At 55.1% G+C, this 24,323-nt stretch carries 18 protein-coding genes; 16 read left to right on the top strand and 2 right to left on the bottom strand.

The genetic code is table 11. From position 1 onward, the window contains the following. Nucleotides 1–37: 37 nt before the first annotated feature. The 16 genes from RYZ27_RS11370 (at nucleotide 38) to RYZ27_RS11295 (ending at nucleotide 22,144) form a co-directional block, all read left to right on the top strand. Complete coding sequence (locus RYZ27_RS11370) at nucleotides 38–301, top strand: TrbC/VirB2 family protein (protein WP_406681782.1); 264 nt, start codon at nucleotides 38–40, stop codon at nucleotides 299–301. Then, nucleotides 301–555 carry a VirB3 family type IV secretion system protein gene (locus tag RYZ27_RS11365; RefSeq protein WP_406679629.1) on the top strand — a complete coding sequence of 85 codons (255 nt, stop codon included), beginning with the start codon at nucleotides 301–303 and terminating at the stop codon, nucleotides 553–555. Before RYZ27_RS11370 ends, RYZ27_RS11365 begins: the two co-directional genes overlap by 1 nt. Continuing rightward, entirely contained in the window at nucleotides 549–3,014 is a 2,466-nt protein-coding gene (gene trbE / locus RYZ27_RS11360) for a conjugal transfer protein TrbE (protein ID WP_406679628.1), read from the top strand. Before RYZ27_RS11365 ends, trbE begins: the two co-directional genes overlap by 7 nt. An 11-nt stretch (nucleotides 3,015–3,025) precedes the next feature. Next, complete coding sequence (gene trbJ, locus RYZ27_RS11355; RefSeq protein ID WP_406679627.1) at nucleotides 3,026–3,730, top strand: P-type conjugative transfer protein TrbJ; 705 nt, start codon at nucleotides 3,026–3,028, stop codon at nucleotides 3,728–3,730. Next, the gene (gene trbL / locus RYZ27_RS11350; protein WP_406679626.1) at nucleotides 3,730–5,040 is read left to right on the top strand and encodes a P-type conjugative transfer protein TrbL; all 1,311 of its coding nucleotides are present in this window, start codon (nucleotides 3,730–3,732) and stop codon (nucleotides 5,038–5,040) included. The genes trbJ and trbL overlap by 1 nt, the downstream gene beginning before the upstream one ends. 2 nt (nucleotides 5,041–5,042) lie before the next feature. Further along, nucleotides 5,043–5,741 (top strand): conjugal transfer protein TrbF, encoded by a 699-nt coding sequence (gene trbF, locus RYZ27_RS11345; protein ID WP_406679625.1) that lies wholly within the window; start codon nucleotides 5,043–5,045, stop codon nucleotides 5,739–5,741. After that, nucleotides 5,738–6,784 carry a P-type conjugative transfer protein TrbG gene (gene trbG, locus RYZ27_RS11340; RefSeq protein ID WP_406679624.1) on the top strand — a complete coding sequence of 349 codons (1,047 nt, stop codon included), beginning with the start codon at nucleotides 5,738–5,740 and terminating at the stop codon, nucleotides 6,782–6,784. The genes trbF and trbG overlap by 4 nt, the downstream gene beginning before the upstream one ends. A 4-nt stretch (nucleotides 6,785–6,788) precedes the next feature. Next, nucleotides 6,789–8,066, top strand: coding sequence for a TrbI/VirB10 family protein (locus tag RYZ27_RS11335; protein WP_406679623.1), 1,278 nt, complete (start codon nucleotides 6,789–6,791; stop codon nucleotides 8,064–8,066). Further along, complete coding sequence (locus RYZ27_RS11330; protein WP_406679622.1) at nucleotides 8,063–8,293, top strand: DUF2274 domain-containing protein; 231 nt, start codon at nucleotides 8,063–8,065, stop codon at nucleotides 8,291–8,293. Before RYZ27_RS11335 ends, RYZ27_RS11330 begins: the two co-directional genes overlap by 4 nt. Before the next feature lie 4 nt (nucleotides 8,294–8,297). Further along, nucleotides 8,298–8,612 carry a DUF736 domain-containing protein gene (locus RYZ27_RS11325; RefSeq protein WP_406679621.1) on the top strand — a complete coding sequence of 105 codons (315 nt, stop codon included), beginning with the start codon at nucleotides 8,298–8,300 and terminating at the stop codon, nucleotides 8,610–8,612. A gap of 382 nt (nucleotides 8,613–8,994) precedes the next feature. After that, entirely contained in the window at nucleotides 8,995–9,678 is a 684-nt protein-coding gene (locus RYZ27_RS11320) for an SOS response-associated peptidase (RefSeq protein ID WP_406679620.1), read from the top strand. Nucleotides 9,679–9,909: 231 nt separating this feature from the next. Beyond that, nucleotides 9,910–10,524 carry a hypothetical protein gene (locus RYZ27_RS11315; RefSeq protein ID WP_406679619.1) on the top strand — a complete coding sequence of 205 codons (615 nt, stop codon included), beginning with the start codon at nucleotides 9,910–9,912 and terminating at the stop codon, nucleotides 10,522–10,524. Then, the gene (locus RYZ27_RS11310; RefSeq protein WP_406679618.1) at nucleotides 10,481–11,968 is read left to right on the top strand and encodes a Y-family DNA polymerase; all 1,488 of its coding nucleotides are present in this window, start codon (nucleotides 10,481–10,483) and stop codon (nucleotides 11,966–11,968) included. The genes RYZ27_RS11315 and RYZ27_RS11310 overlap by 44 nt, the downstream gene beginning before the upstream one ends. Then, nucleotides 11,965–15,240, top strand: coding sequence for an error-prone DNA polymerase (locus RYZ27_RS11305; protein ID WP_406679617.1), 3,276 nt, complete (start codon nucleotides 11,965–11,967; stop codon nucleotides 15,238–15,240). Before RYZ27_RS11310 ends, RYZ27_RS11305 begins: the two co-directional genes overlap by 4 nt. 269 nt (nucleotides 15,241–15,509) lie before the next feature. Continuing rightward, nucleotides 15,510–18,548, top strand: a complete 3,039-nt coding sequence (locus RYZ27_RS11300) for a hypothetical protein (protein WP_406679616.1) — start codon at nucleotides 15,510–15,512, stop codon at nucleotides 18,546–18,548. An 80-nt stretch (nucleotides 18,549–18,628) separates the two neighbouring features. Next, nucleotides 18,629–22,144 (top strand): NACHT domain-containing protein, encoded by a 3,516-nt coding sequence (locus tag RYZ27_RS11295; protein WP_406679615.1) that lies wholly within the window; start codon nucleotides 18,629–18,631, stop codon nucleotides 22,142–22,144. A 116-nt stretch (nucleotides 22,145–22,260) separates the two neighbouring features. Here the strand turns inward: RYZ27_RS11295 and RYZ27_RS11290 are convergent, their stop codons facing one another. Both RYZ27_RS11290 and RYZ27_RS11285 read right to left on the bottom strand, forming a co-directional pair. After that, a complete protein-coding gene (locus RYZ27_RS11290) occupies nucleotides 22,261–23,262 on the bottom strand; it encodes an MBL fold metallo-hydrolase (RefSeq protein ID WP_406679614.1) in 1,002 nt (333 codons plus the stop codon). A 21-nt stretch (nucleotides 23,263–23,283) separates the two neighbouring features. Continuing rightward, on the bottom strand, nucleotides 23,284–24,267 hold the full coding sequence (locus RYZ27_RS11285; RefSeq protein WP_406679613.1) for a YeiH family protein: 984 nt from the start codon (nucleotides 24,265–24,267) through the stop codon (nucleotides 23,284–23,286). Nucleotides 24,268–24,323 lie beyond the last annotated feature (56 nt).

The following is a 24,323-nucleotide window of genomic DNA, read 5'->3' as shown; positions in this document are numbered from 1 at the left end:
ATCTATTCAAATCGCAGCCGCAATCGGCATCGGCCTTATGCTTGCAGGTCCCGCCCATGCTGCAGGCTCAGGGATGCCCTGGGAAGGTCCACTGGATCAAATCCTGACCTCGATAGAAGGCCCTGTTGCTCGCATCGTAGCCGTGATCATCATTACCCTGACCGGCCTCACCCTGGCTTTCGGCGAAACCTCGGGCGGTATGCGCAAGCTGATCCAGATCGTGTTCGGCCTCTCGATTGCCTTCGCGGCCACAAGCTTCTTCCTGACCTTTTTCTCATTCGGCGGCGGAGCGCTGATCTAATGGCCGACGGCTATGAAATCCCGCTCCACCGGTCACTGACCGAGCCGATCCTGATGGCAGGTGCGCCGCGCACGGCCGCCATCGCTATCGGGACACTCGCGGCAGCCGTTGGCCTTGGCCTCCAGCTCTGGATACCGGGGCTCATGCTCTGGGTCCTTGGGCATTCGGCAGCCGTGTTCATGGCGCGGAGCGACCCAGATTTCATGGCGGTTGCCAGCCGTTCGACCCGCCACAAGGAGCATCTGACATGCTGAACCTGAAGGAATACGCAGATACGCCAAAGCTTCTGGCGGACTATCTCCCCTGGGCCTGTCTCGTCGCACCGGGTGTTGTCCTGAACAAGGACGGCTCGTTCCAGACCACGTTTCGTTATCGCGGGCCGGACCTTGAAAGCTCCACCGAAGAGGAACTCGTCTCCGTCATGGCCCGGGTCAATAATGTCCTGCGCCGCTTCGGATCTGGTTGGGCACTTTTCTTCGAAGCGCAGCGCCATGAGGTGCATGATTATCCTGAAAGTGAGTTCCCCGATGCCTTGACCTGGCTGATCGATCAGGAACGCGGATTACAGTCCGAAGAGTCCGGCACCCGCTTTGAAAGTGCCTACTATCTGACCCTGCTTTGGCTACCACCCGCCGATGCCACGGGCCGCGCCGAGAAGGCCCTGATCCAACGCGCCGAGACCGAAGACGCCGCGACCTGGCGTCATCGGCTGGAAACGTTCCAGCAACATGCCAACAGGGTCTTCGATCTTTTGTCCACTTGCCTCGCAGAGATCGCAAAGCTCTCCGACGATGAGACGCTAACCTATCTGCATTCGACGATCTCGACCAAGCGGCATCCGGTCGTGACGCCCGAGCTCCCTGTCTTCCTCGACGCCGTGCTCGCAGATGAGCCTTTTGCAGGCGGTCTCGAACCCATGATTGGAGAAGCGCATCTACGCACGCTGACCATTCTCGGTTTTCCAGCCTCAACGCTGCCCGGCATTCTGGATGAGCTTAACCGTCAGGGCTTCGCCTATCGCTGGGCGACGCGCTTCATTGCGATGGACAAGGCCGAAGCCGAAAAAGTCCTCGGCAAAAAACGCCGTCACTGGTTCGCCAAGCGCAAGTCGATCGGCGCGGTCCTGCGCGAAACGATGTTCAATGAACAGGCAGCCCTCGTCGACAATGACGCAGACAACAAAGCGGCCGATGCCGATGCGGCACTGCAAGAACTTGGGAGCGACCTTGTTTCCTACGGTTACGTGACCACGACCATCACCGTCGCGGACCCGGACCGGCGCACCGTAGAAGAGCACATCCGCATCGCCGAACGCATCATCAATGGCCGCGGCTTCACGGCAATCAAGGAAACCCTGAACGCCGTCGATGCCTGGCTGGGTTCATTGCCCGGCCATCCGTATGCCAATGTCCGCCAGCCCATTCTGCACACGCTGAACCTTGCCCACATGGTGCCGCTCTCGGCGGTCTGGGCAGGCGAGGAAACAAACCGCCATCTCAATGCTCCCGCGCTTGTTCAGGCGCAGACAGATGGGACAACACCCTTCCGCCTGAACCTCCACATCGGAGATGTCGGCCATACGCTCGTTGTCGGCCCGACGGGTGCAGGCAAGTCCGTGCTCCTCTCTCTGCTCGCCCTACAATGGAAGCGCTACGAGGGCGCTCAGGTCTTCCTCTTCGACAAGGGGCGGTCCGCCCGCGCGGCGACGCTTTGCATGGGCGGTGCGCATATTGATCTTGGCGGCAGCAATGCGCCAAGCCTCCAACCGCTGAAAGACATCGACACAGAGACAGGCGCAAGCTTTGCCGCCGACTGGATCGCCGGGCTTTGCACCAATGAAGGCACCCAGATGACGCCGGACCTTAAAGCGCGGCTCTGGGAAGCCATACAGTCTCTCGCAAGCGCCCCAGAAGCCGAACGCACGCTGACAGGCCTCAGCCTGATGCTGCAGGACGAGACCCTCAAATCCGCGCTGCACCCGTTCACACTGGAAGGCCCACATGGGCGGCTTCTCGATGCCGATCAGGAGAGCCTAAACCTTGCCGGCTCCGTCTGCTTCGAGATGGAAGAGCTGATGCACGCCAAAGGGGCTGTCGCCCCGGTCATCACCTATCTCTTTCACCGGCTTGAAGCGCGCTTCGACGGTCGCCCAACGCTCCTCATCCTCGATGAAGCCTGGCTCTTCCTTGATGAGCCGATGTTCGCGGCACGTATTCGCGAATGGCTGAAGACCCTGCGCAAGACGAACGTGTCCGTCGTGTTCGCGACCCAGAGCCTGGCCGACATCGCGAACTCTTCCATCGCGCCTGCACTCGTCGAATCCTGCCCAACCCGCATCTTCCTGCCGAACGAGCGCGCACAGGAACCCCAGTCCAAAGAGACCTATCAGCGGTTCGGACTCAATGCCCGCCAGATCGAATTGATCAGCCGGGCCACGCCAAAGCGCGACTATTATTACCAGTCGCCACTCGGGGCGCGCGTCTTCGATCTGGGCCTAGGTCCTATAGCGCTCGCGATTTGCGGTGCGTCCGGCCCAGTCGATCAGGAGCGAATAAATAAAACACTCGCTGAAGCAGAGCCGCAAGATTTTGCCGAGACCTTCCTGCACGCCAAGGGCCTACGCTGGGCCGCAGAACTGCTTGCCCGCTGGCCCGGCGGAGCCAGCAAGACCGCGCCAGATATCCCGCCCGCTTTCACCATCGCTGCAGAATAGGAGCAGACCCCATGAAACGCCTTTTCACATTGGTCGCGCTCTGCGCCCTTCCTGTCAGCGCCATCCTGCCACCTCCCGCTATGGCGCAGGTCGCAGTCTATGATCCTGCCAATCACATCCAGAACATCTACCAGGCGATCCGCTCGCTCCAACAGGTGAACCAGCAGATCCGGCAACTGACCAACGAGATCGCCATGCTGGAAAACATGGCCCGCGATCTCGAAACGCTGCCCGACTCTATCGCAGACGACATTCTTCGCCGCATGCAGCGCATCGAGGACTTGATGCGGGAAGCGGAAGGCATCGGCTATAAAGTCGAAGAGATCGAGCGCGACTATGAAGAGATCTATCCAGAATCCTATGGCGAAAACCCGCCGGAAAATGAAGTGCTTGTCGAACAGGCTCGCACGCGCTGGAAACAGTCCCGCACGGCCTATCGTGAAAGCCTGCAGGTCACGGCAGCGGTCGTTTCAAGCGCGCGCGCTGATAGCGAAGCGCTGGACCGCCTGATCGGGTCGAGCCAGTCCGCCGTCGGTAATCTTCAGGCGGTGCAGGCAGGCAACCAGATTGAAGCCCTGCAAACCCAGCAGCTCATGCAGATCGAAAGCATGATGGCCTCTCACTACCGCGCCGAGGCTCTGGAACGTGCGAGAGAGCTCGCCGAGGCCGAACGTGGCCGCGCCCGCACGCGCAGCTTCCTGGGGGCTAGCGACTAATGGACGTGATCGACACCTTCCTGGATACCTTTATCCGGTACATTGATAGCGGGTTCGGCTTGCTGGCGGGCGACGTCGCCTATCTCACGACCACGCTGATCGCCATCGACATTACGCTTGCGGGCCTGTTCTGGGCGCTCAGCCAGAACAATGACGTGATCGCAAGCCTCTTGAAGAAAGTCCTCTATGTCGGCTTCTTTGCCTTCATCATCGGCAATTTCGCGCTGCTCGCCGGGATCGTGTTCGACAGTTTTGCCGAACTCGGCATAAAAGCCGGTGGCAGTACGATGACAGCAGCGGACCTCTTACGTCCGGGCTATATCGCAAGCGTTGGCTTTGAGGCCGCCCAGCCCCTGCTTGAAGAGATCAGTGACATGCTGGGGCCGATCTCTTTCTTTCATAACTTCATCATGATCGCGGTCATGTTCGTGGCCTGGGCCATAATTATGGTGGCCTTCTTCGTGCTGGCCGTGCAGCTCTTCATCACGATCTTGGAGTTCAAGCTGACCACGCTGGCCGGGTTCGTGCTCGTACCTTTTGCGCTTTGGAACAAAACTTCCTTCCTCGCCGAGCGCGTCCTCGGCAATGTCATCACATCAGGCATCAAGCTCATGGTGCTTGCCGTCATTATCGGCATTGGTTCGACGCTTTTCGGATCTGTGACCGAGGCGTTCCGCACTGGCGATGATGTCACGCTCGCGCAAGTCATGGGCACAGTGCTTGCCGCCATCGTCTTCTTCTGGATGGGCATCTTCGCGCCGGGCATTGCAAGCGGGCTGATCACCGGCGCGCCGCAACTTGGCGCAGGCTCAGCGGCGGGTGCAGCCGCCGGGGCCGCCGCCGGGACCTATATGGCCGGAGCTGGCGGACGGGCCACAATTGGCGCAGCTGCAAGCGGCGCGTCGAGCGCCGTCAAAGCAGGTGCCTCAATGGCAGGCGCCGCGCGGACCTCTTACACGCTCGGATCAGTCGCTTCCGGCAAAAGCGGCCCAAGCGGCATTGCTGCAGGCATAGCAGGTGTTGCGCGCGCAGGCGGTGATGCCATCGCCCGAACCGCTGGCAAGCCGATGCAGTCTCTTAAAGCCGCTTACAGCCAGGGCAGCCAAGGGGCATGGCAAGCCACAGGCGGTTCGAGTTCCGGCGACACGCCAAACCCGAATGAGCCCCCCAACCAGAGCCCAAGCTGGGCACGCCGGATGCAGGCCCGTCAAAATATCAGCCAGGCCGGACAGATGGCCGCCCATAGCTTGCGCGATGGCGATCGCGGCTCGTCCGGCGCTGCCCCACACCTCACTGACAAGGATGACTAGCCATGATCTTCAAACGATCTTCTGCAAGCTATGGGCAGAGCCCGTTTCCTGAAACGCCTTATCAGAGGGCAGGTCAAATCTGGGACGATAGAATCGGCTCTGCCCGCGTGCAGGCGAAAAACTGGCGGTTGATGGCCATTGGCTGTCTCGGGCTTTGCTTTGCGACCTCGGGCGCACTGGTCTGGCGGAGCATGCAATCCACCGTCACGCCCTATGTGGTCGAAGTTGACGAGACAGGTGCCGCCCGCGCCGTTGCGCCGGCTACCGAACGCTACACAGCCAATGATGCGCAGATCGCGCATCACCTAGCAAACTTTATCGAGCATGTGAGAGGCCTCAGCATCGATCCTGTCGTGGTGCGCGAGAACTGGCTGCGAGCCTATGACTTTGTCACCGATCGCGCCGCAACGACGCTCAACGAATACGCCTCGGCCAATGATCCCTTCGCCGATGTCGGTCGCAAATCCCGCACCGTGGATGTGGTCAGCGTTGTGCGCGTCTCTGATGACAGCTTCCAGGCCCGCTGGCTCGAGAAAACCTATGAGAATGGCGCGCTGGTCCGGGCCCAAAGGTTCACTGGCAATTTCACCATCATCACCCAGCCGCCGACGGACGCAGCGACCCTGCGTGCCAATCCGCTCGGCCTTTATGTCCACGCCCTCAACTGGGGTCAGGACCTTGTCACAGGAGACTCCCAATGATCCGTATCCTTCTCACCGCATCCGCGCTCGCGCTGACCACGGCTTGCGCCACAACAGACACCAGCCTGCCGCCGATAGATGAAACCGCGTTTCAGGCAGCCATCGCGATCACCGAAGACACAGAGCGCCCTGTCGAGATTGTCGAGACCGCAGTCCCGCTGCCATTGCCCGGCCAGATGATGCCGATTGGTGCACGTGTCACCACAAACCCGGATGGCAGCATTACACGAACCTATACACGGCGCACCGTCAGCACGCCCGGCCAATCGCCATCCGAGACCATCCGGCAAGGCCGCACCAGTGCTCTGATCGAACCCTCTGTTGATGGCTATGTGAACGCCATTCAGGTGTATCCCTATACCGAAGGCGCGCTGTACCGGCTTTATGCCAGCCCGGGACAGGTTAGCGACATTGCCCTGCAGCCGGGGGAAGAACTCGTCTCGGTCTCTGCAGGCGATACGGTCCGCTGGGTCGTCGGCGATACGCTGTCCGGCTCAGGAAATACCGCCCGCGCCCATGTTCTGGTCAAACCCATCTCCTCCGGCATCCGCACAAATCTCATGATCGCCACCGATCGGCGGACCTATCATCTGGAACTGGAAAGCACGGATGGCGGCTACATGGCCGCGCTGTCCTGGCGCTACCCTAGGGACGAACTTGCGGAACTGACCAGTCGCAACACCCGCGCGGTTACCCGTGAAGCCAACTCGATTGAACGCGGGCTCACGCTGGAAGGTCTCGATTTCGACTACCGCATGACTGGCGACAGCCCGGACTGGAAACCCGTCCGCGTGTTCGATGACGGTCGTCAGGTCTTTATCCAGATGCCCGAAGACATTGCGACAACCGACATGCCGCCGCTGTTCGTCCTCGGCGAAGATGGCGACGCCGAACTCGTCAACTATCGGATACGTGGCAACTACTACGTGGTCGATCGTCTCTTCCGCGCTGCCGAGCTCCGGATTGGAGAGAAAAATCAGACCGTCGTGCGCATCTCCAAAGGTCAGCGGCGTTCAGGCCTTGCCGCCATCTTCGGGGGCTAGATCCATGTCACAGCCTATTCCGTTTGATGAACATGCCGAGCGGCTCAAAATCCGCGAGACCCCGAAGCCCGTCACAAGGATCAACCGCAAAGTCCTGATGGTTGGCGCAGGGCTTGGCGTGCTCGGCCTGTTTGCCGCGATGAGTATCGCCCTCAAACCTCCGAAGGCCGCTGATCCTGCCGACCGACGCGAGCTCTATAATACGAGCAATACCAGAAAGCCCGAAGCACTCTCGGCATTGCCGGCCGGTTATAGCGAGATCAGACCGGTGTCGGAGCGCGTTGCGCGCCTTGGCCCGCCTATGGCAGGCGATCTTGGCGCAACCATGCTTGAAACCGAACGCAGCTATGGGATCGAACCAGAATATGTCACGCGGTTTGAAGACGATTTCCGCCCGAACCCCGTCGATGAAGCCGCCCGCGCTGCAAGACTACGCGAGGCAGCCATGGCAGAAGAAGCTGCAAAAGCGCCGGTCTTCTTCCAGCTGCAATCGCGAACAAGTAACCAAAGCGCTTTAGACGCTCCCACAGCGTATCGCGATCCGGCGCTCGATCTCGGCTCCGAACTGCTTGCATTGGCTGCCCTGCCACAAGGCGCGCCATCTGCGTTCGGGCAAACACCTGACAGTAACCTACAATCACGCAAACTCGCCTTTGCGAGTGAGGCCCCGCGCAGCGACATCTACAATCCGCACCGGATTGAAGACCCGGCATCTCCCTATCAGGTTATGGCAGGTACACTGATTGCAGCCAGCCTTGTCACCGGCATCAACTCGGACCTGCCCGGAACCATCGTCGCGCAGGTGACCCAGCCGGTCTATGACACCGTCACCGGACGATACCTCCTCATCCCGCAAGGCGCGCGCCTGATCGGACGCTATCAGTCTGAAGTCTCATTCGGCCAGGACCGCGCACTTGTGACATGGGAGCGGATCATTTTCCCTGATGGTGCGTCTATTGTGATTTCCGCACCGGGCGCAGACGCGCAAGGCTTTGCCGGTCTCACGGATAGAACGGACCATCACTGGGACCGCGTGTTCATTGCTGCAGGCCTCGCCACCATTCTCGGCATCGGCGCGGAACTCGGCGCAGATAGCGATGGCGATATCGAACGCGCCATCCGGCGCGGAACTACCGATACACTGAATGAAGCTGGCCAGCGCGTCGTCGACCGCAACCTGAACATCCAGCCTACGATCAAAGTTCGACCTGGCTGGCCGGTGCGCGTGGTCGTAACCCGCGATCTCATTCTCAGACCCCATTCCCAAGGAGCTACACGATGACCCTTCGTCTAGGACAATTACCCGACCGCACACCCGTGCGCATGAGCCTCTCGGTTGATCCCGAGCTGGCAAGCGCACTCAACGACTATGCAGAAATCTACCGTCAGACCTACGGCCACGAGGAAAAGCCCGAAGCGCTGATCCCGGCCATGCTCGAAAGCTTTCTCGGCGGGGACGCCGGATTCAAACGGGCGCGCCGCGCCCTTCACGCCAGCAAAGGAGACTAGACCCATGGCACAGATTGGAACCTTCACCGCAAAGGATGGCGGCTATACCGGCACCATCCGCACCATGACCATCAACGTCAAAGCCCGGCTTGTTCCCAACAAGGACAAAGCCAGCGACGGCGCACCTGACTTTCGTCTCTATGCAGGCGGGGCTGAACTCGGCGCGGCATGGCACGAAGAAAGCAAGGATGGCGAAACGCCCTACCTCTCCGTAAAACTCGATGATCCGAGCTTCGCCAGTCCAATGCGCGCCGCCTTCTTCGAGAACGAAGCCGAGGGAACCGGCGTCATGGTCTGGAACCGGGCGAAGCTCAACTAAGCCTAGTTAGCGTCGCGATGATCACGAACCCCTCAAACCACTATTCTGATGACGATATTGAACGAGCGATGGCGACGGTCGCTCGCGTTATCGAGTTGTACGGGGAGGCCTACTGGCCAATTCTTGAGCGGCTAGAGGCCGAACTTGAAAACAGGCGCGCGAAATCAGCCAGACTGAACAGACATCTGAAACGCTTCCAAAATAGGAATCGCGGACAGATGGCACACAAACCATATTCGAGACCTAAACCGTCTAAGCACGCAACAGGCTGAACTAAGCAATCGTTTTGGCGTTCGCTCGGACCTTGCGCTAAACCAGATATAAGTCCTCCTTCATAAGCCTCTTGGCTGACACTTAGACTTTCGCTTGCTAAACAATGCAAATGTGCGGACGACATTTTAGACACGGCGTAAGTTGGGAAGAGTATCACGCTCAGCTCAGTCTGTTTCGCCCCGAAGAAATCCCAGAGATTAATCCCGCCTATAATGTTGCGCCGACACAGCTTGCGCCGATCATCAGGCTACGGGACGATAGTGACGAGTTAGAACTCGCCTTCGCCCGCTGGGATTTAGTGCCTCGATGGTGGAAGAAGCCGCTATCAGAAAAGAAATTGTCGACCTTCAACGCGAAGAGCGAAGACGTGGCCGAAAAGCCAACTTTCCGTGCTGCTTTCAAAGACCGTGCCTGCCTTTTGCCGATGAGCGGCTATTATGAATGGACGGGCAAGAAAGGCTCTAAACAAGCTTATGCCATTGCTATGCGAAACCGCCGCTGGTTTTGTGTCGCGGGGCTTTGGGATCGCGCCTATGTGGAGGGTGAACCAATGGACAGCTTCACAATCCTGACTAAAGCGGCGTCGGATGAGATGGCAGTGCTACATCACAGGATGCCGGTCATTCCTTCTCAAAGTGAAGCCACAGACTGGATCAGATCATCACCTGACAAGCGGCACGAAATTATCGAAGCTGCAAATGCCGATCAGCTCTATTTCTGGAAGGTTGGCCCTGCCGTAGGCAATGTCCGCAATCAAGGTGAAGACCTCATTCAGGAAGTCGATCAAGACTAATACGGCCAGCGCCCGGTCAACAGCTTGTTCACGAGAATAATGACCACTGGAAACCAAAACGGAAAACTAACTATAGCCCAAAACCGCCATGATGGCTTTGGTCCGTGCCCACTCCCATAGTCAGGTGAATTTTCCCAGCTCATTGGCATTCATAAGCCACGTAAACTCATATGACGACCGCTGACAGATTCTATTTGACTCGAAACGTCAAAAAGAACAAAAATAGAACACATGGATAATTCAGTGCTACATAACCTTGCCTCAGCAGGCGAGATTGCGAACGGCTTTCCAGTCATTGAGCCGATTGAAGATCTTCGCCTACGCAAAGGCCGTGTCCATGAACTGACGGGCGCGAGCGGTGATGTGATGGCCTTGCTCAGTGCCGCTAAGACAAATAGCGAAATCATCTGGATCGGAATGCGCCGGGACATTCTCCCGCTCTGTGCCAGCGGGCTAGATCGCTTCCTCAATGTTGAGCGCATCATTATCGTTGAAGCCGTTTCACGCGGCGAACTTCTCTGGGCAACAGATGCCGCACTACGGGCCGAAGGCGGGTTTACCGTGATAGCTGACCTGCCTGATGCGTTGAGCCTCAAAGAAAGCCGCCGCTTGCAACTCGCCGCGGAACAAGGCGGTGGGATAGGCCTGCTTTTGCTGCGCGGCCCGTCCAATACATCAGCGGCGCAAACCCGCTGGCAGTGTGAGCCTCTCGCGGGCGATGAGGCCGCTTGGCGCTTTGACTGCCAGAAAGGCAAAAGCGGCGAAGCGGGACACTGGCATATCCGAGAAACGGAGGTGCAAAATGCCAAGGACAATGTCCATATGGCTGCCAGAGCTTCCGCTTGATCGTCTCCGCAGGAATGGCGACCCGCGTTTAAGCAGTGGCCCCTTTGCGATTATTGCTGAGCAAAAGAATGCTTGGCGCGTGACACATACCAACTCGCAAGCCTTGAAAGCTGGCGTTGCAATTGGGCTACCGCTTGCGGATGCGCGGGCGATCTGCCCCGATCTTTTAAGTGAGCCTGCCGATCCGGTTCGGGAGAATATTCTTCTAAGAGCGCTCTGGCGTTGGGCAGATGTTTTGTCGCCCCGTATCAGCTTGGACGCGCCAGATGGTTTGTTGCTCGATATTGCCGGATGCGCGCATTTGTTTGACGGCGAGCGGGCGATGGCCGAAACCGCTCGTCAACGACTGTCTGACCTTACGGTTGTCTCTCGTATTGGTGTCGCCGACACCAAAGGTGCAGCGAAGGCGCTCGCACGATTTGGAAGCAGCGAGATTGAGATCGCCGGGGTCGGCAAGACGTCAGACGCGCTTGCTGCTCTTCCAATCGCCGCTCTCGGATTGCAGCAATCCCTCGTTACAGACTTGGCGCGCACAGGTCTGACGACGATTGGCCAGCTTTACGGCCAACCATCAGGCGAACTTGCACGGCGGTTTGGGTTAGAGCTGACCAAGGCGCTTGGTACAGCAACCGGACAGACGCCCGATCCAATCACGCCGAAAGCTGCTGACCCCGTCTATGCGGCGCGGATGACACTCCCGGAACCGATAGGGTTTCAGTCTGATTTAGAAGAAGTGCTTGTCCGCTTGGCAGGCCGCGTTTGCCAAAGATTGGAAGACGACCAGAAAGGCGCGCGGCAGTTCCACCTAACCGTGCGCTGCGTCGATACGGGCGATCATCATATGAGTATCGGGTTTGCGCGGCCTTGCTTTGAGCCAGATCCCATTTTGCGCCAGTTTAGCCATCCACTGTCAAAGCTGGAAATCGAATATGGCGCGGACTGGTTTCGCTTATCAGCGATCCATGTTGAACCCATCCGGCTGCGCCAAGTGGAGATGGGCGAACAGGCCAAACGCGAAGATCATCGATTTCAGCTCATAGAGACTTTGGGAAACCGCATTGGCTTTGACCATGTGCGAATATTCGCGCCGAGAGATAGCCATCTGCCAGAATGCGAATACGAACAGGTTGAGGCAGTGAATGCACCCAGACAAAGCTGGGTGAAATCGCCGCGCGAACGACCAATTCGGTTGTTCAAACCGCCTGAATATGTCCACGTGGAAACTCCCGGACGCCCGCCACTGAAATTCAAGTGGCGACGTATGGCTTTCGAAAGCAGAACCGCATCAGGACCAGAGCGCCTAACCCCCCGTTGGCATACCGATAGCGACCTTAGAACCCGCGATTATTGGAAGGTACAGACGCAGCAAGGGCGGCGCTTATGGCTGCTCACCTATCCCGGAAGTGAAAGCCAAGATTGGTATGTCGCCGGAGAGTTCGCATGAGCTATGCGGAGCTTTTCACCATCAGTAATTTCACCTTCCTAACAGGGGCCTCCCATGCCGAAGAATTGGTGACGCGCGCCAAACAGCTTGGACTGAGCGGTCTGTCGATTACCGATAAGAATACGTTTGCAGGGATCGTCAGAGGCCATACAGCCGCGAAGGAATTGGGCCTGCGCTATGTGGTTGGGACGCGGCTGGTTTTACGTGATGGGATGGAAATTCTCGCCTATCCAAAAACCCGCACAGCCTTCGGCCAGCTTTGCCGCCTTCTGACCTTGGGCAAACGCCGGACGGTTAAAGGGGAATGCGATCTAACTCTCGACGATGTGCTGGAATACGCCTCTGGCAGTGTCCTGATTGTCCTCTCAAGCCCAACGATTGTGCAATGTCTTGGGCGCTTGAAGACAGCGTTTGGTGAAGACGTGTTTCTAGGGCTAATCCCGGAATATGACGGGCAGGATCAGGCCCGATTTGCAGAACGCGCGGACCTTGCAGAACAAGCAGGTGTCCCGCTTGTCGGTTTGGGCAATGTCATCATGCACGCAGGCAGCCGCTTACGCTTAGCCGATATTCTCTCCTGCATTCGGGAAAAGGTGACAATTGATCAGCTTGGGCGGCGCGCACTTCCCAATGCAGAGCGCCGCCTGAAATCAGAGTTTGAAATGCGCCGGCTTTTTGCGGCCTATCCAGAAGCGATTTCGAATACGTCACGGATTGCCGAAGCATGTACCTTCTCGCTTGATGAGCTGCGCTATGAATACCCCGACGAAATTACAGACGGCGTGCAGCCAGACGACCGATTGCGGACGCTTACCGAGGAAGGTCTGAAACGGCGCTATCCGGACGCTGTGCCTTTGAAAGTGCGGTCTTTGATTGAGAAGGAACTCAAACTGATACGCGAGCTAAATTATGCTCGCTACTTCCTGACCGTCTATGATGTGGTGTGCTTTGCCCGCTCCAAAGGCATTCTCTGTCAGGGGCGGGGATCGGCGGCAAATTCTTCTGTTTGCTATGCGCTAGGCATCACCGAAGCTTCGCCGGACATGATTACAATGGTGTTCGAGCGGTTCATTTCAGAGGCCCGAAACGAACCACCTGATATAGATGTCGACTTCGAGCATGAACGGCGCGAAGAAGTCATCCAGCATATCTACCAGAAATATGGCCGCCACCGTGCAGGGTTATGCTCGACCGTGGTACATTACCGATCCCGCCGCGCCATCCGTGAAGTCGGCAAGGCGATGGGTTTGTCGGTGGATGTCGTGTCAGCGCTTTCTAGCCAAGTCTGGGGCGTCTCAGACAATGGTCCCGGCGAGGAACGTGCCAAGGCAGCGGGACTGGATGTCAAAGACAGGCGCTTGGCGCAAACCCTAGAACTTGCGCAGCAGATTATCGGGTTCCCCCGTCACCTTTCCCAGCATGTCGGTGGCTTTGTGATTACCAAGGGCAGGCTCGACGAGCTTTGCCCGATTGAGAATGCCTCTATGGTTGATCGCACCGTTATCGAATGGGACAAGGACGATATAGAAGCGCTAGGCATGTTGAAGATTGATGTGCTGGCGCTTGGAATGCTCACATGCCTTCGCAAGTGCTTTGACCTTCTCTCCACTTGGAAAGGCGAGCATTACACACTGGCGACGCTCCCGCAGGAAGATAGCTTGACCTATGACATGCTGTGCGAGGCTGATACGGTTGGCGTCTTTCAGGTGGAATCCCGCGCACAGATGAACTTCTTGCCGCGTATGAGGCCGCGCACGTACCGTGATCTGGTCGCCGAAGTTGCCATCATTCGCCCCGGCCCGATCCAAGGCAATATGGTGCATCCTTATTTGCGCAGGCGACGCGGCGAGGAGGAAATTACATATCCCTCTGAAGCTTTGCGGGAAGTGTTGGAGCGCACCTATGGCGTTCCACTCTTCCAAGAACAGGCCATGCAAATCGCGATTGTGGCCGCAGGCTTCACAGCCACCGAAGCTGATGCTCTGCGCCGGGCTTTGAACGGCTTTCGCAGGCAAGGTGCAGTCGAGGACTTCAAAGAGCGTTTTATCAAAGGCTGTCTTGATAATGGCTATGCGCGCGAATTTGCCGAGAATTGTTTCAAACAGCTTGAGGGCTTTTCCAGCTATGGCTTTCCGGAAAGCCACGCGGCCAGCTTCGCACTGCTTGTTTATGCGTCCAGTTGGATCAAGTGCCACCATCCAGAGGTTTTTTGCTGCGGCCTGCTAAACGCTCAGCCAATGGGATTTTATGCCCCGGCTCAAATTGTGCGCGATGCAAAGCAACATGGCGTCACGGTGTTGCCCATCTGCATTGAGAACAGCTTTTGGGATAATGTGCTGGAATATCACCATGACGGATCGCTGGCTGTGCGCTTGGGGTTCCGGCAGATTAAGGGCCTATCCGAGACAGACGGCCATTGGATCGCCTCGGCACGCGGGAATGGCTATCGCTCAATAGAGGCGGTTTGGCGGCGAGCCGGAATCGGCAGGACAGCACTGACGAAACTTGCGGGTGCAGATGCATTTGCGAGCCACGGACTAGAACGCCGCGAAGCGCTTTGGCAGGTCAAGGGACTGGGCGGTGATAAACCGCTACCCCTGTTTGAGAGCGAGGGTGAAGGCCTGCCAGAGATCAACGCGCTTTTGCCCGCGCTCAGTCCATCAGAAACTGTATTTGAAGACTACGTCTCGACACGGCTGACATTGCGCGAACATCCGGTGACGCTCTTGCGGGACAAGCTGCCAAACTTTGCATCTGCTGAGGACCATCGCCACACGCCAGATGGAGTTCGCTTGTCGGTATCGGGTCTCGTCATCACGCGGCAAAGGCCAGGCACAGCGAGTGGCGTTATTTTTCTAACCTTGGAGGACGATACCGCCGTTTCCAATATCGTGGTTTGGCCGAAAGTATTTCAGCGCTATCGTAAAGAGGTCATGGCGGGACGGCTGCTCTATGTGACGGGTCGGTTGCAACGGGAAGGGCCGGTCACGCATGTAATTGCGCAGCGCATTGAGGACTATTCGTTCCTGCTCGACGGTCTAGGGCGTCCTGAGATTGCAGGTGAGCGCATTGATCCATCCCGCGACAATGCCGACGAAGCCAAACGCCCAGTGCCCGATCAACGCACAGGGCCGAAGAGTGAAAAGCGCGAGCGGTTGAACCAGTCGATTACAGCTGAACTCCAAGCCGCGCATCGGGCCAGAATTGCATCAGGCGCGCGGCATCCGCGTGAGCAGGCGAAAAAGTTGTTTTATTCGAGGGATTTTCACTAGGGCCGTTTATTCCCATAAGCGGACATAAGCCGAGCGTTCAATTACTAGATCTATGGCTAAGATAGCGAACAGTGAAGAATGGGAAAAGGTCAAAACGAGTTATAATGGCCATGTTTTCAGTTGCCATTAACGCTGCGAGCCTCGTGAGTTGAGCAAAGAAAACAGGGACTGAAATATCGCAAAGCTAAGTTTCTGAATGTTCTGCCTTTATTCTCCTGGAAGTCTGCCTAAATTCTGATGCAAGAGTGTATTGCAGGCAGACCCTCAAGATGAACTTCGAAGACTATAAGAACCACGGCGGGGGAGCGTATCTAGAGCTTGCTCGTACCGTGAAAATGCTCCTTGAGCAGGCCCTAAACGCTGAGGGCGGTTATAGACTTCAACAGATCCAATTCCGCGCCAAGTCGCCAGAGTCTCTGCTGAAGCGTTTGGAAGAAATTGATCAAACACACACTGAAACTATCGAACGCCATCGGAAAGATTTGGCGGGATGCCGAATTGTTTTCTACACGAACGGTGATGTTGAGCGCCTTACTCGCTCCGGACTACTTCGAGAACTATTCGAGGTCGATTGGGAGCGTATGCGCGTTCATCATCCGAAGCCGGGCGAAGTCCAGGCCGAAAAATTGTTTCAATCAACGAATTACGTGGTTCGGCTCAAAGAAGATAGAACCAACTTATTGGAGTATTCGCACCTCGCTGGCTTGGCGTGCGAAGTACAGGTTCAAACGACTCTGACCCATGCCTGGGCAGAGATGGCACACGATACCGTTTACAAACGTCCCTTCGGAAAAGGGTTCGGTACCCGCGAAATGGGAGCCATAGAACGACGCTTACAGGAGGCGATGCGCGACTATCTCGTTCCTGCAGGTCATATCTTTCAAAAGATCAGAACAGATATGGATCGACTGCTTGAAGGGAAAGCTCTCTTCGACAATGGTGCAGTCCAAGCTGCGGCGGATGCAAATGACAATAATGATCGATATGATGCGCTAAAGCGGCTGAAGGACGACGTACTTCCTTATTTCGATAACATAGAGACAGAGTTTTCAACTTTGTTGGACGACCTTCGTGATGTTTGGTTGAAAGCCGATGCTACGGCTACGAAACCCCATGTCACAACCTATGGTGATTATCCCGGACACGACAGCCATGATGTCACTGGCCTTATTTGTGGTATCTTCCGGAGATATCGGTATGTCAGGTTGGCTGGACTTTTTGCGACTGTCCAAGATCTCTATACGCGCACTCAAAACGAAGGGTCGAAATCTCAACTTGTCGAGCTTGCTGAGAATATGGCATCGCATACCATGCAAGTCTGGCAGAGAGCAGGCCCTTGGGCACAATCAGAGTTGTCCCAACAATTGTCGTCAGAATGTGGGACCGAGGATCATACTCCTATCAATATTGCGGTGGCAGCAGAGATACTGAAGTCTGACATATCCGGGACCACGAGCAGCTCAGATAGTGTGACTTGGCACTCAGGTTCAGTCATTTTCAGCGATACACTTGCCTCTGCTCGTCGCGACGCGATTTCCTTTTTATTCAAAGCGCTCACCAATCGCACGGGGCCTGCTCAATTAGCCTCGATCTTGTCGGCTTTGTTCAACGCGACGCAACCGCCTAGTCACGGCAAAGACGATACGGCTCTAATGCAGATGATCCTGGACGAAAGCGCCATGATCGTAAGGCAAGTTATTCCGTTGATTGATGGATTGCCGTTCGAGCAGCGGCGCGCTTTAGAAAGCAAGGTACATAATGTTTGGCGACGCTATCATGTGCTTCCAGAGTATCTCGCTAGCGAAACAGGTGTTTGCGCTTCTCACGCCAAGCTCCAAACAGAAATTAGAGCGTTCCGTGAAACGATTTCTGTCGATGTGGACTATCGCTTTCACAAGACCCTGTTTGGATATGGATCTATTCTGGAAGGAATGTGGGACGATCCAAATCAGCACCACGAAACAGTCAGCGCCCTTCGAACGAAAGATCAGGACGAATTCTTAGAACAGATTTCACTTGAGACATGGTCCGTGTGGAAGCCGCGGATTTTGCATTCCGCATCTACCGATTTTTATGATGGCGCAGACTTCCCGCCGTTTGAACGATTTGTAGGTGAGCTTGCCGATCGTCAGCCGGACCTAGCATTGGATTTGCTGCGTGAGCGAGCTGGAATGCCTGATTGGACGATACGCCCGTTGGTTCAGGCAATATGGACGGCGGACTATCGAGAAGAGTGCAAAAACATTCTGAGGCAATGGATCAGCGATGGGGACCATTTAATCCATGTTGCGGTATCTCAGATGTTTATCAAAGATATCGATTTGACTTTGGTCCATGAGCTTACAGAACGTGCCGTTGAAACAGCGGATGTCGATTTATGTACAACTATGCTCGAGCTCTCTTGTCGCCGATTCCCCGAGGACGAAGGGTTTTTTAGAGACCGGGTCTTTATGCCGTGCCTCGATATCGTTTCAAAAGCGAACAGTTCCGATTGGGTGAATCGGACTTGGTTCTCAGCAAGCGGAGATTCTCTTTTCTCGAGCTTAAACGAGGATGATAGAAAAAGTCTGCTAGACGCGCTCACTCACGTCCCAACCTTCGATCACCGCCTTGAGTATATATTGGTACCAATCGCCAAGGAGGCGCCCGGCGAGATCATGAGATGGATAGGCGAGAGACTTCGCTACGGCATCCAGTCGTCTGACTCTGATTACACTGACATACCCTTCCAGTTTTACGAGCTTGCGGAGTTGCTGCGGCCCTTTCCACGACTTGTTTTGGATCAACTTCTGGAATTCTCATCCGATGAGACATTGGAGCCGTCTCAATGGAGTTTGAAGCACTTTTTGAGTCGAGTTTATAACGGACACTTAAGTGAACTTTCCCCGACTCTCCTTGAGTTCATTCAAGACGCCGACGTTGTTTCACTCAGCTTCGTGTCAGAACATATTGAGGGCTTTGAAGGTGCCCCTGAACTATTGCCTGTCCTTAGGGCCGTCCTTACAAGTCCAGCGGCGACAGATGAAATCGAGCAGCAAATTGCATCAGTTTACTTCGAGACTGGAATGATGTCCGGCGAGTATGGACCTGCGCAGAGATATCAAGAAAAGGCAGATGCGCTCAGCGAATGGCTAGGAGACAGCAATCAAAGAGTTTCTTGTTTTGCAAAAAGACAGATCAGACAGTTTGAAGCTCAAGCAGCGTCTGAGACAAGGCGCGCAGATCAAGACATCGCCCAGCGTAGATTAGATTATGGTGAGAGTATTAAGCCAAATGGGAAATCAAGTGACGACCCCGATAGCGGATAAAATTTGAAGGTTCGTCGAAATATAGGGAGTAAAGACCTTCTAGACCTTTACACTATAGCGCGGTGTGACAAGGAGTTTGGATGACTGAGTCCGGAGGAACTGCCGCCCAAGCGGGAATAATGTTCCAGAACTCCATTGCAGCTCTCTACTTGGGTCGTATGCTCGACCTAACATCTCGACGTCTTGCGGACCAAGTATTGAAAGTGCGCGTCGAGGCTCCCGAACCCGTGGACGACATTGTAGTTGGCATGGCCGATGGGAGTAGAGAATTTGTTCAAGCCAAGCTGACGCTGAAACGAGGCTCGAAAGCCTGGAAGAAGCTCTGGTCTGATTTCGATAAACAGATTCAGCAAACCGACTTCACAGATCAAGATAAGCTTGTGCTGATAATAGGTGAGAATAATGCACTCGGGAGAGACTTGAGAGGATGCGCTGAACGAGCCGATAGTGCTGAGACGGATGCCGAATTCGAGGAACGACTTAACGACGCTCAGAACCGCGTTTTTCAAGATGTTGTCAACCTGACACTTGGCAGCGATGCCAGAGAGCTCTTCCGCCGAATGGATGTTCGATTGATCCCGTTCCCTTCAATTGATCGCGATTATGCGCCTCAATGGATGCCAAAGAGTTCCATGGGTGTTGCGCATATTTTTGACCTTCTCTGTCTAGAAGTGTCCAAGCGGGCTCACTCTCGCGAGAGCTATACCCGCCCCAAGATAGCTGAGATTCTATTTCGAGAGCACGGAATTGTACTCGATGAACCCACAGACTGGGGTGCGAGCGTATACCGCGCTGCGATTAAGAGAGCTGCCTACGTCACTATACCAGGCACGAATTTTTCTAGGTCGATTGATGAGGCTTTCCCTTGGCCTGTCTGCTCGGCGTTTTCGTTGACAGAGCGTCCAGACTTCGACGACGAAACGCCATCCCATTTGCGCTATGAGCCAACGATCGATGTCGTTGATATCTCCAACTTTCCGGACGCATCCTTGAATCGTGTAACTCTTGTCGGGGGAGCGGGCCTTGGCAAATCAGTCCTGGCAAAAGCACTGGCGGCCAAGAATGCGGCTTCAGGGCTGCTTCCTGTCGTAATAGCCATCGCAGATTTTGCACGAACGGAATTCACGATCGGCGAGTATCTTGCGAAAAGCGTAAATCGCAGTTTTGAGGTTGAAATCAACTGGAGCCGCGCTTGTGACGCCGGTCTGGTCGTTCTCATTCTTGACGGATTAGATGAAGTCAGCGCCGATGCACGAGTAAGTGTCTTGGAACGGATCAAAACGTTTGACGCCCGCCATCGGGAAGTTCCCTGGATGCTAATAGTTCGCGATGCGAGCGCAGTCGCTCTCCCCTTAGAAACGACGCAGATCGAAGTTCAGCCACTGGATCGATCGGGCATAGAACGTGTCGTGAAGTTTTATCGGACTGATAAACCTCATATGGCAGATGAGATCATTGAGAGATTGGAGCATCGTCCAGATCTGTCGCGCATGATCCGCATTCCCCTGTTTCTCGCATTATTGGTCACTACCGCCGAAGATTTGTCGGGTTTGCCTGACTCGCGCGCTGATATTCTCGAAGCCTATCTTCATATCTTATTGAAGCCAGAAAAATTCAAAATCACTGACGGTTACAAGTTAGACGGTGATGATCTTCGTGATTTCTCTGAACGGATCGCGTTCGAAGCACTGGAGCGCGACGAAATTGGCGTTGAGAGTCGCGAGCTGAGACTTTTAGCGAAACAAGTCAGCTTTCCGCTCCCAACTGAGGTTGCATTCGAGGGGTTGGTAAAATGCGGGTTGCTCCGGCAAGCCTCAACAATTCGATACGAATTCCCGTTCCCAATCGTTCAGGAATATCTGGCAAGCTGCTTTCTTGTTGAGAACCGATTGGATGAAATTGAGGAACGTCTCCATCGGATCGTGAAACGACCATGGGCCCAAACTATTCAGTTTGCATTGGAGCGACATCCAAATCCTGAGTCTATCGCAGACACGCTTTTAGCCGAGCGAGATGATGCGTTTTCAACAAAGTTGCGATTGCTAGCACGCTGTATCGGCAACGGAATGAAGGTCACTGTCGAAACTCGCGCCGGTATTGCGGTGCGTCTTGCACGGGTTTGGAGACGAAGCGATTGGGACTTTCGCAATAAAATTGGCAGTCAGATAGCTGATGCATTCTTTGATCCTTTGGTCCCGGAAGTGGAAGAACTGCTTTATCGACCACGGATGCTCTATGCTGGTTCGGGAAAGATCGTCGCGTCGATCAATGATGCAGTGTTCACTGCCGATACGCTGGAAAAGCTTCTCGATAACTCGGACGGACACATGCTACGTCTGAGTGAATTGCAAGCGCCGGTGAATCGCATCTCAGAGACCGCGTTTGACCTCATTATCAATCGTGCTACGCGAGGGGAGAACGGACAAGCCGATGCGGATGATGTGGATACGATGTGCGCGTGTTTGATCGGCCATCTAAACACAGACGGCGTTCCGAATTCGAAAATCGTTGAGGCCGTGAATCGAACGACCCTGCCATTGGCAACGCGGCTGGCCTGCCTTCGCAAAGTACCCGATCAAACGCACGACGTGGCGCTTCCCCTTGTGGAATCAGCGTTGGCAACAGAAGGGTTCGAGCCCAAGGCGTCTGCATTGGAGTATCTGTGCGCACGAAGTGACGCATTTGAGCAAATCCGAACGCGCATTCTGCTAGTTGCCAAGAGTATCGATGACGCCGAAGAACTGTTCAGAGATTTTTCTCGCTACATGGATCATCGACTCTTTGAACAGGTTGCGTCCGATGATGATATTCCCGACACGGTACGTTCTATGGCTGAGGTCATGTGCGCGCGTCACGGCGATCACACACGCATGGAATCCTTAATCAATCGAATTCCTACGCTACCTGTCGATGTCGTCTCTGCAACGCTTTCATTATTTGGGCATCATCGATCGTACGCACTGGCAGAGCGAGCCCTGGAAATGATGGGAGCGCGCGAGTATTCAGTCGGCGAACGACTGAAGATTGCTCAGGCTTTGAGTGGCGGTTTGACTTCGATCTTTGAGATGGATGCCTACTTCTCAGGACTGATAAACTATTGTCCGCCGCACCCAGGATTGAACTTGTTTGAGGAATTGCTCGAAACCTGGTCACAAGTCACAAATTTTTCTGAACTTGAACAACTCCATTTCGATCAACACCTCGCTAGAATGGGGTTTTCAGCGGCACTTGATCGAATTCCTGAACAAACTGAACGCGTCTTAAAAAATGCTGAATATGATTTTCAAGAGCATGAGGCCGCTGGAAGTATAGGCGACTCTCTCAGGCAATTGAGTATGAACAATAGAACGATGCCGCTTGAGTTTCTTGAGAGAGTTATCGACACTTGTTCCCACAATGGCGCTTTCCCCGCCTATCAGATGCTGGAGAAGATTGGCTCGCGAAAAGCTTTCGACCTGCTTTTGCTATCGTACAACAATCCATCCGCACACGCTAAAAGCCTCTGCTTTGAAAGTTTAGAGCGTATGGCATCACGTCTCGGACTAAAAATCATAGAAGTCGATGGTGGCATTCTAGAGGCCCGAGATATCGGGTAATTCCTGAAAGCTAGCCATCTTTTTTAAGAACATTGATTGTCCTTGAGCTAATGTCTTCTTTTGCTCACAAATCAGACTTGAAAGCCACGCGGTGCAGTCCTCAAATTAAGATCGGCTCACTCGACCTGACGATTTATGCCTAGCATAATGGGCACGCCAACTCTCACACGTTGAAACTTGTCTCCCATCAGATTTTCAAACTGATCAAAGACCGCATCATGCGTATCGTGGCCGCCAAGCGCCAGGAAAGAGAGCTCACGGTTCAGCAGCTCGATCTCATTTGCGACGTCGCTTTCATCAATCGGCGCAAAAACGCCATTTCCGGACGCGAGTCGTCGTTGCGCATCTATTCCTGCCACGTATAAGCGGCCCTTCGGCACGGGATAATGCAAGTCGCCGACGATGGCATAAATTGGTTCATCAAACGCGGCTTCCACGCGCTCAAGGAGCTTTGGTACTGTCTGATGTCCGCAGCCGACAATTACGACTAGACCGTGCCCCTCAAGATTTATCACCAAGGCTTGCTCATCAACCCGGCCAATGAATAAACGCCGAGGTATGGGCCCGGTAGAGGCTACCCCATTGGATAGAGCGCGGGGAGACTCAACCGTTTGAACTTCAAGGCCGGGATAGGTCATGGATATTGGCGCATAAACCGAAACCTCACCGAGATCGGCCTGTTCGGGTCCAAAGGAGAAAGATCGTGCCTTTGCCCACTCCGCGCCGCCAACATGATCGCGGTGAACGTGGCTGATGAAAATCGTATCAATATCAGAGCGCTCGATGCCAAGGCGAGCCATGTTGTGTTCCAGAGGCGACGGAGACTCACCGAACCGATTGAAACCGAGATCGAAAAGAATGGTCTCTTCATCCGTTCTGATTAAATAGGACACGCCCGGTTCAGTCCGCAAATCATCTCTGTCGCTGTGCCAGTTTATAAGCGGCAGAACCTCAAGACTGCGCGTCGTCCCAAACTCAGGAACCTGATTGACGGTCGTCATTGCCCAAGTCTGATCAAGCCGCTTAGCGTCCTTAGCTCGTTGCCAATCAGCAATGGCTAAAGCGAGTAACGGGCCAAGTAGAACAAATAGAATAAGGATGATTGTAAATCGTCGCATGAGCGTAGCCTCACAAAAGGGTCAAATCGAAACTGGGTCAAAAAAGAGGAGAAGTGAGCCAAGGACACCAGTTCCGAGCAGGATCGTCGTCGCGACCAGAACCAATAGGATGCGTCCACTGGATGTGAGAATTTGAGTGACTGACGTCTTTATCCCGATGGCCGCCACCGCCAAGATTAAACACGCTTGCGAGAGCGTATTTGCAATTGAGAGCGCATATTCTGGCACGAGGCCTGCGCTACTAAGTCCAACGCACATCGCAAAGATGATCAAAAACACAGGAAAACGGGGCAAAGTGAACCGTGGAGGTTGCTCATGGTGTCTCTGCGAAAACAGTGCACCAACGAAGAAAACCACCGGCACCAAGCAGGCAACCCTCAATAGCTTTACGATAGCTGAGGTTTCTGTCGCGGCTGGGGAGATAAGCGCCCCTGCGCCAACGACTTGGGCCACATCATGGATCGCCGCGCCAAATAGTATCCCAGCATGTACGTCGCTCAGTCCGAGGGCTCGTGCAATTGCTGGATAGGCAATCATCGCAACGGTGCTCAGGGCAGTTACGCCGATGATCGCCAACACAACCGTGTTCTCTGCTTTTCGAGGTGACACGCTTGCAATCGCTAAAGCCGCAGACGCCCCGCAAATGGCAACCGCGCCAGCGGCAATGATTGCGGTCTCGCTTTGAAGCCCAGCCCATCTTCCAATCTGCCAGCCAAGGGCAAGCGTTATCACCAAGCTCAACAAGACCAATAGTGCTGTCGCCCAACCGAGTGCCGCAATCTGTGAGAGGGTTATCTGCAACCCCAAAAGCGCAACCCCGGCTTTCAGAATTGTACCACCTGCTAAATCGAGGCCGACGGCATGGGTGTCGCTCTCACTCGGTGCTTTCACCAGTAGCCCGACGATCAAGACCAGTGCCAAAACGGGCGTTCCAGTGATGTTGGACAAAAAAGTCCCGCACAGCGCAACGATCCCTGCCAGCAAAAGACCGTCCCGATAGGTCATGGTTCGTGCAAGCCAAGCTATGCATGACGCATTCTGCAATTCATTCCGAAGCGCCA

This window comes from Hyphomonas sp. FCG-A18, assembly GCF_045287255.1.
Classification (GTDB): domain Bacteria; phylum Pseudomonadota; class Alphaproteobacteria; order Caulobacterales; family Hyphomonadaceae; genus Henriciella.
This window is presented reverse-complemented; position numbering and strand designations above follow the sequence as displayed.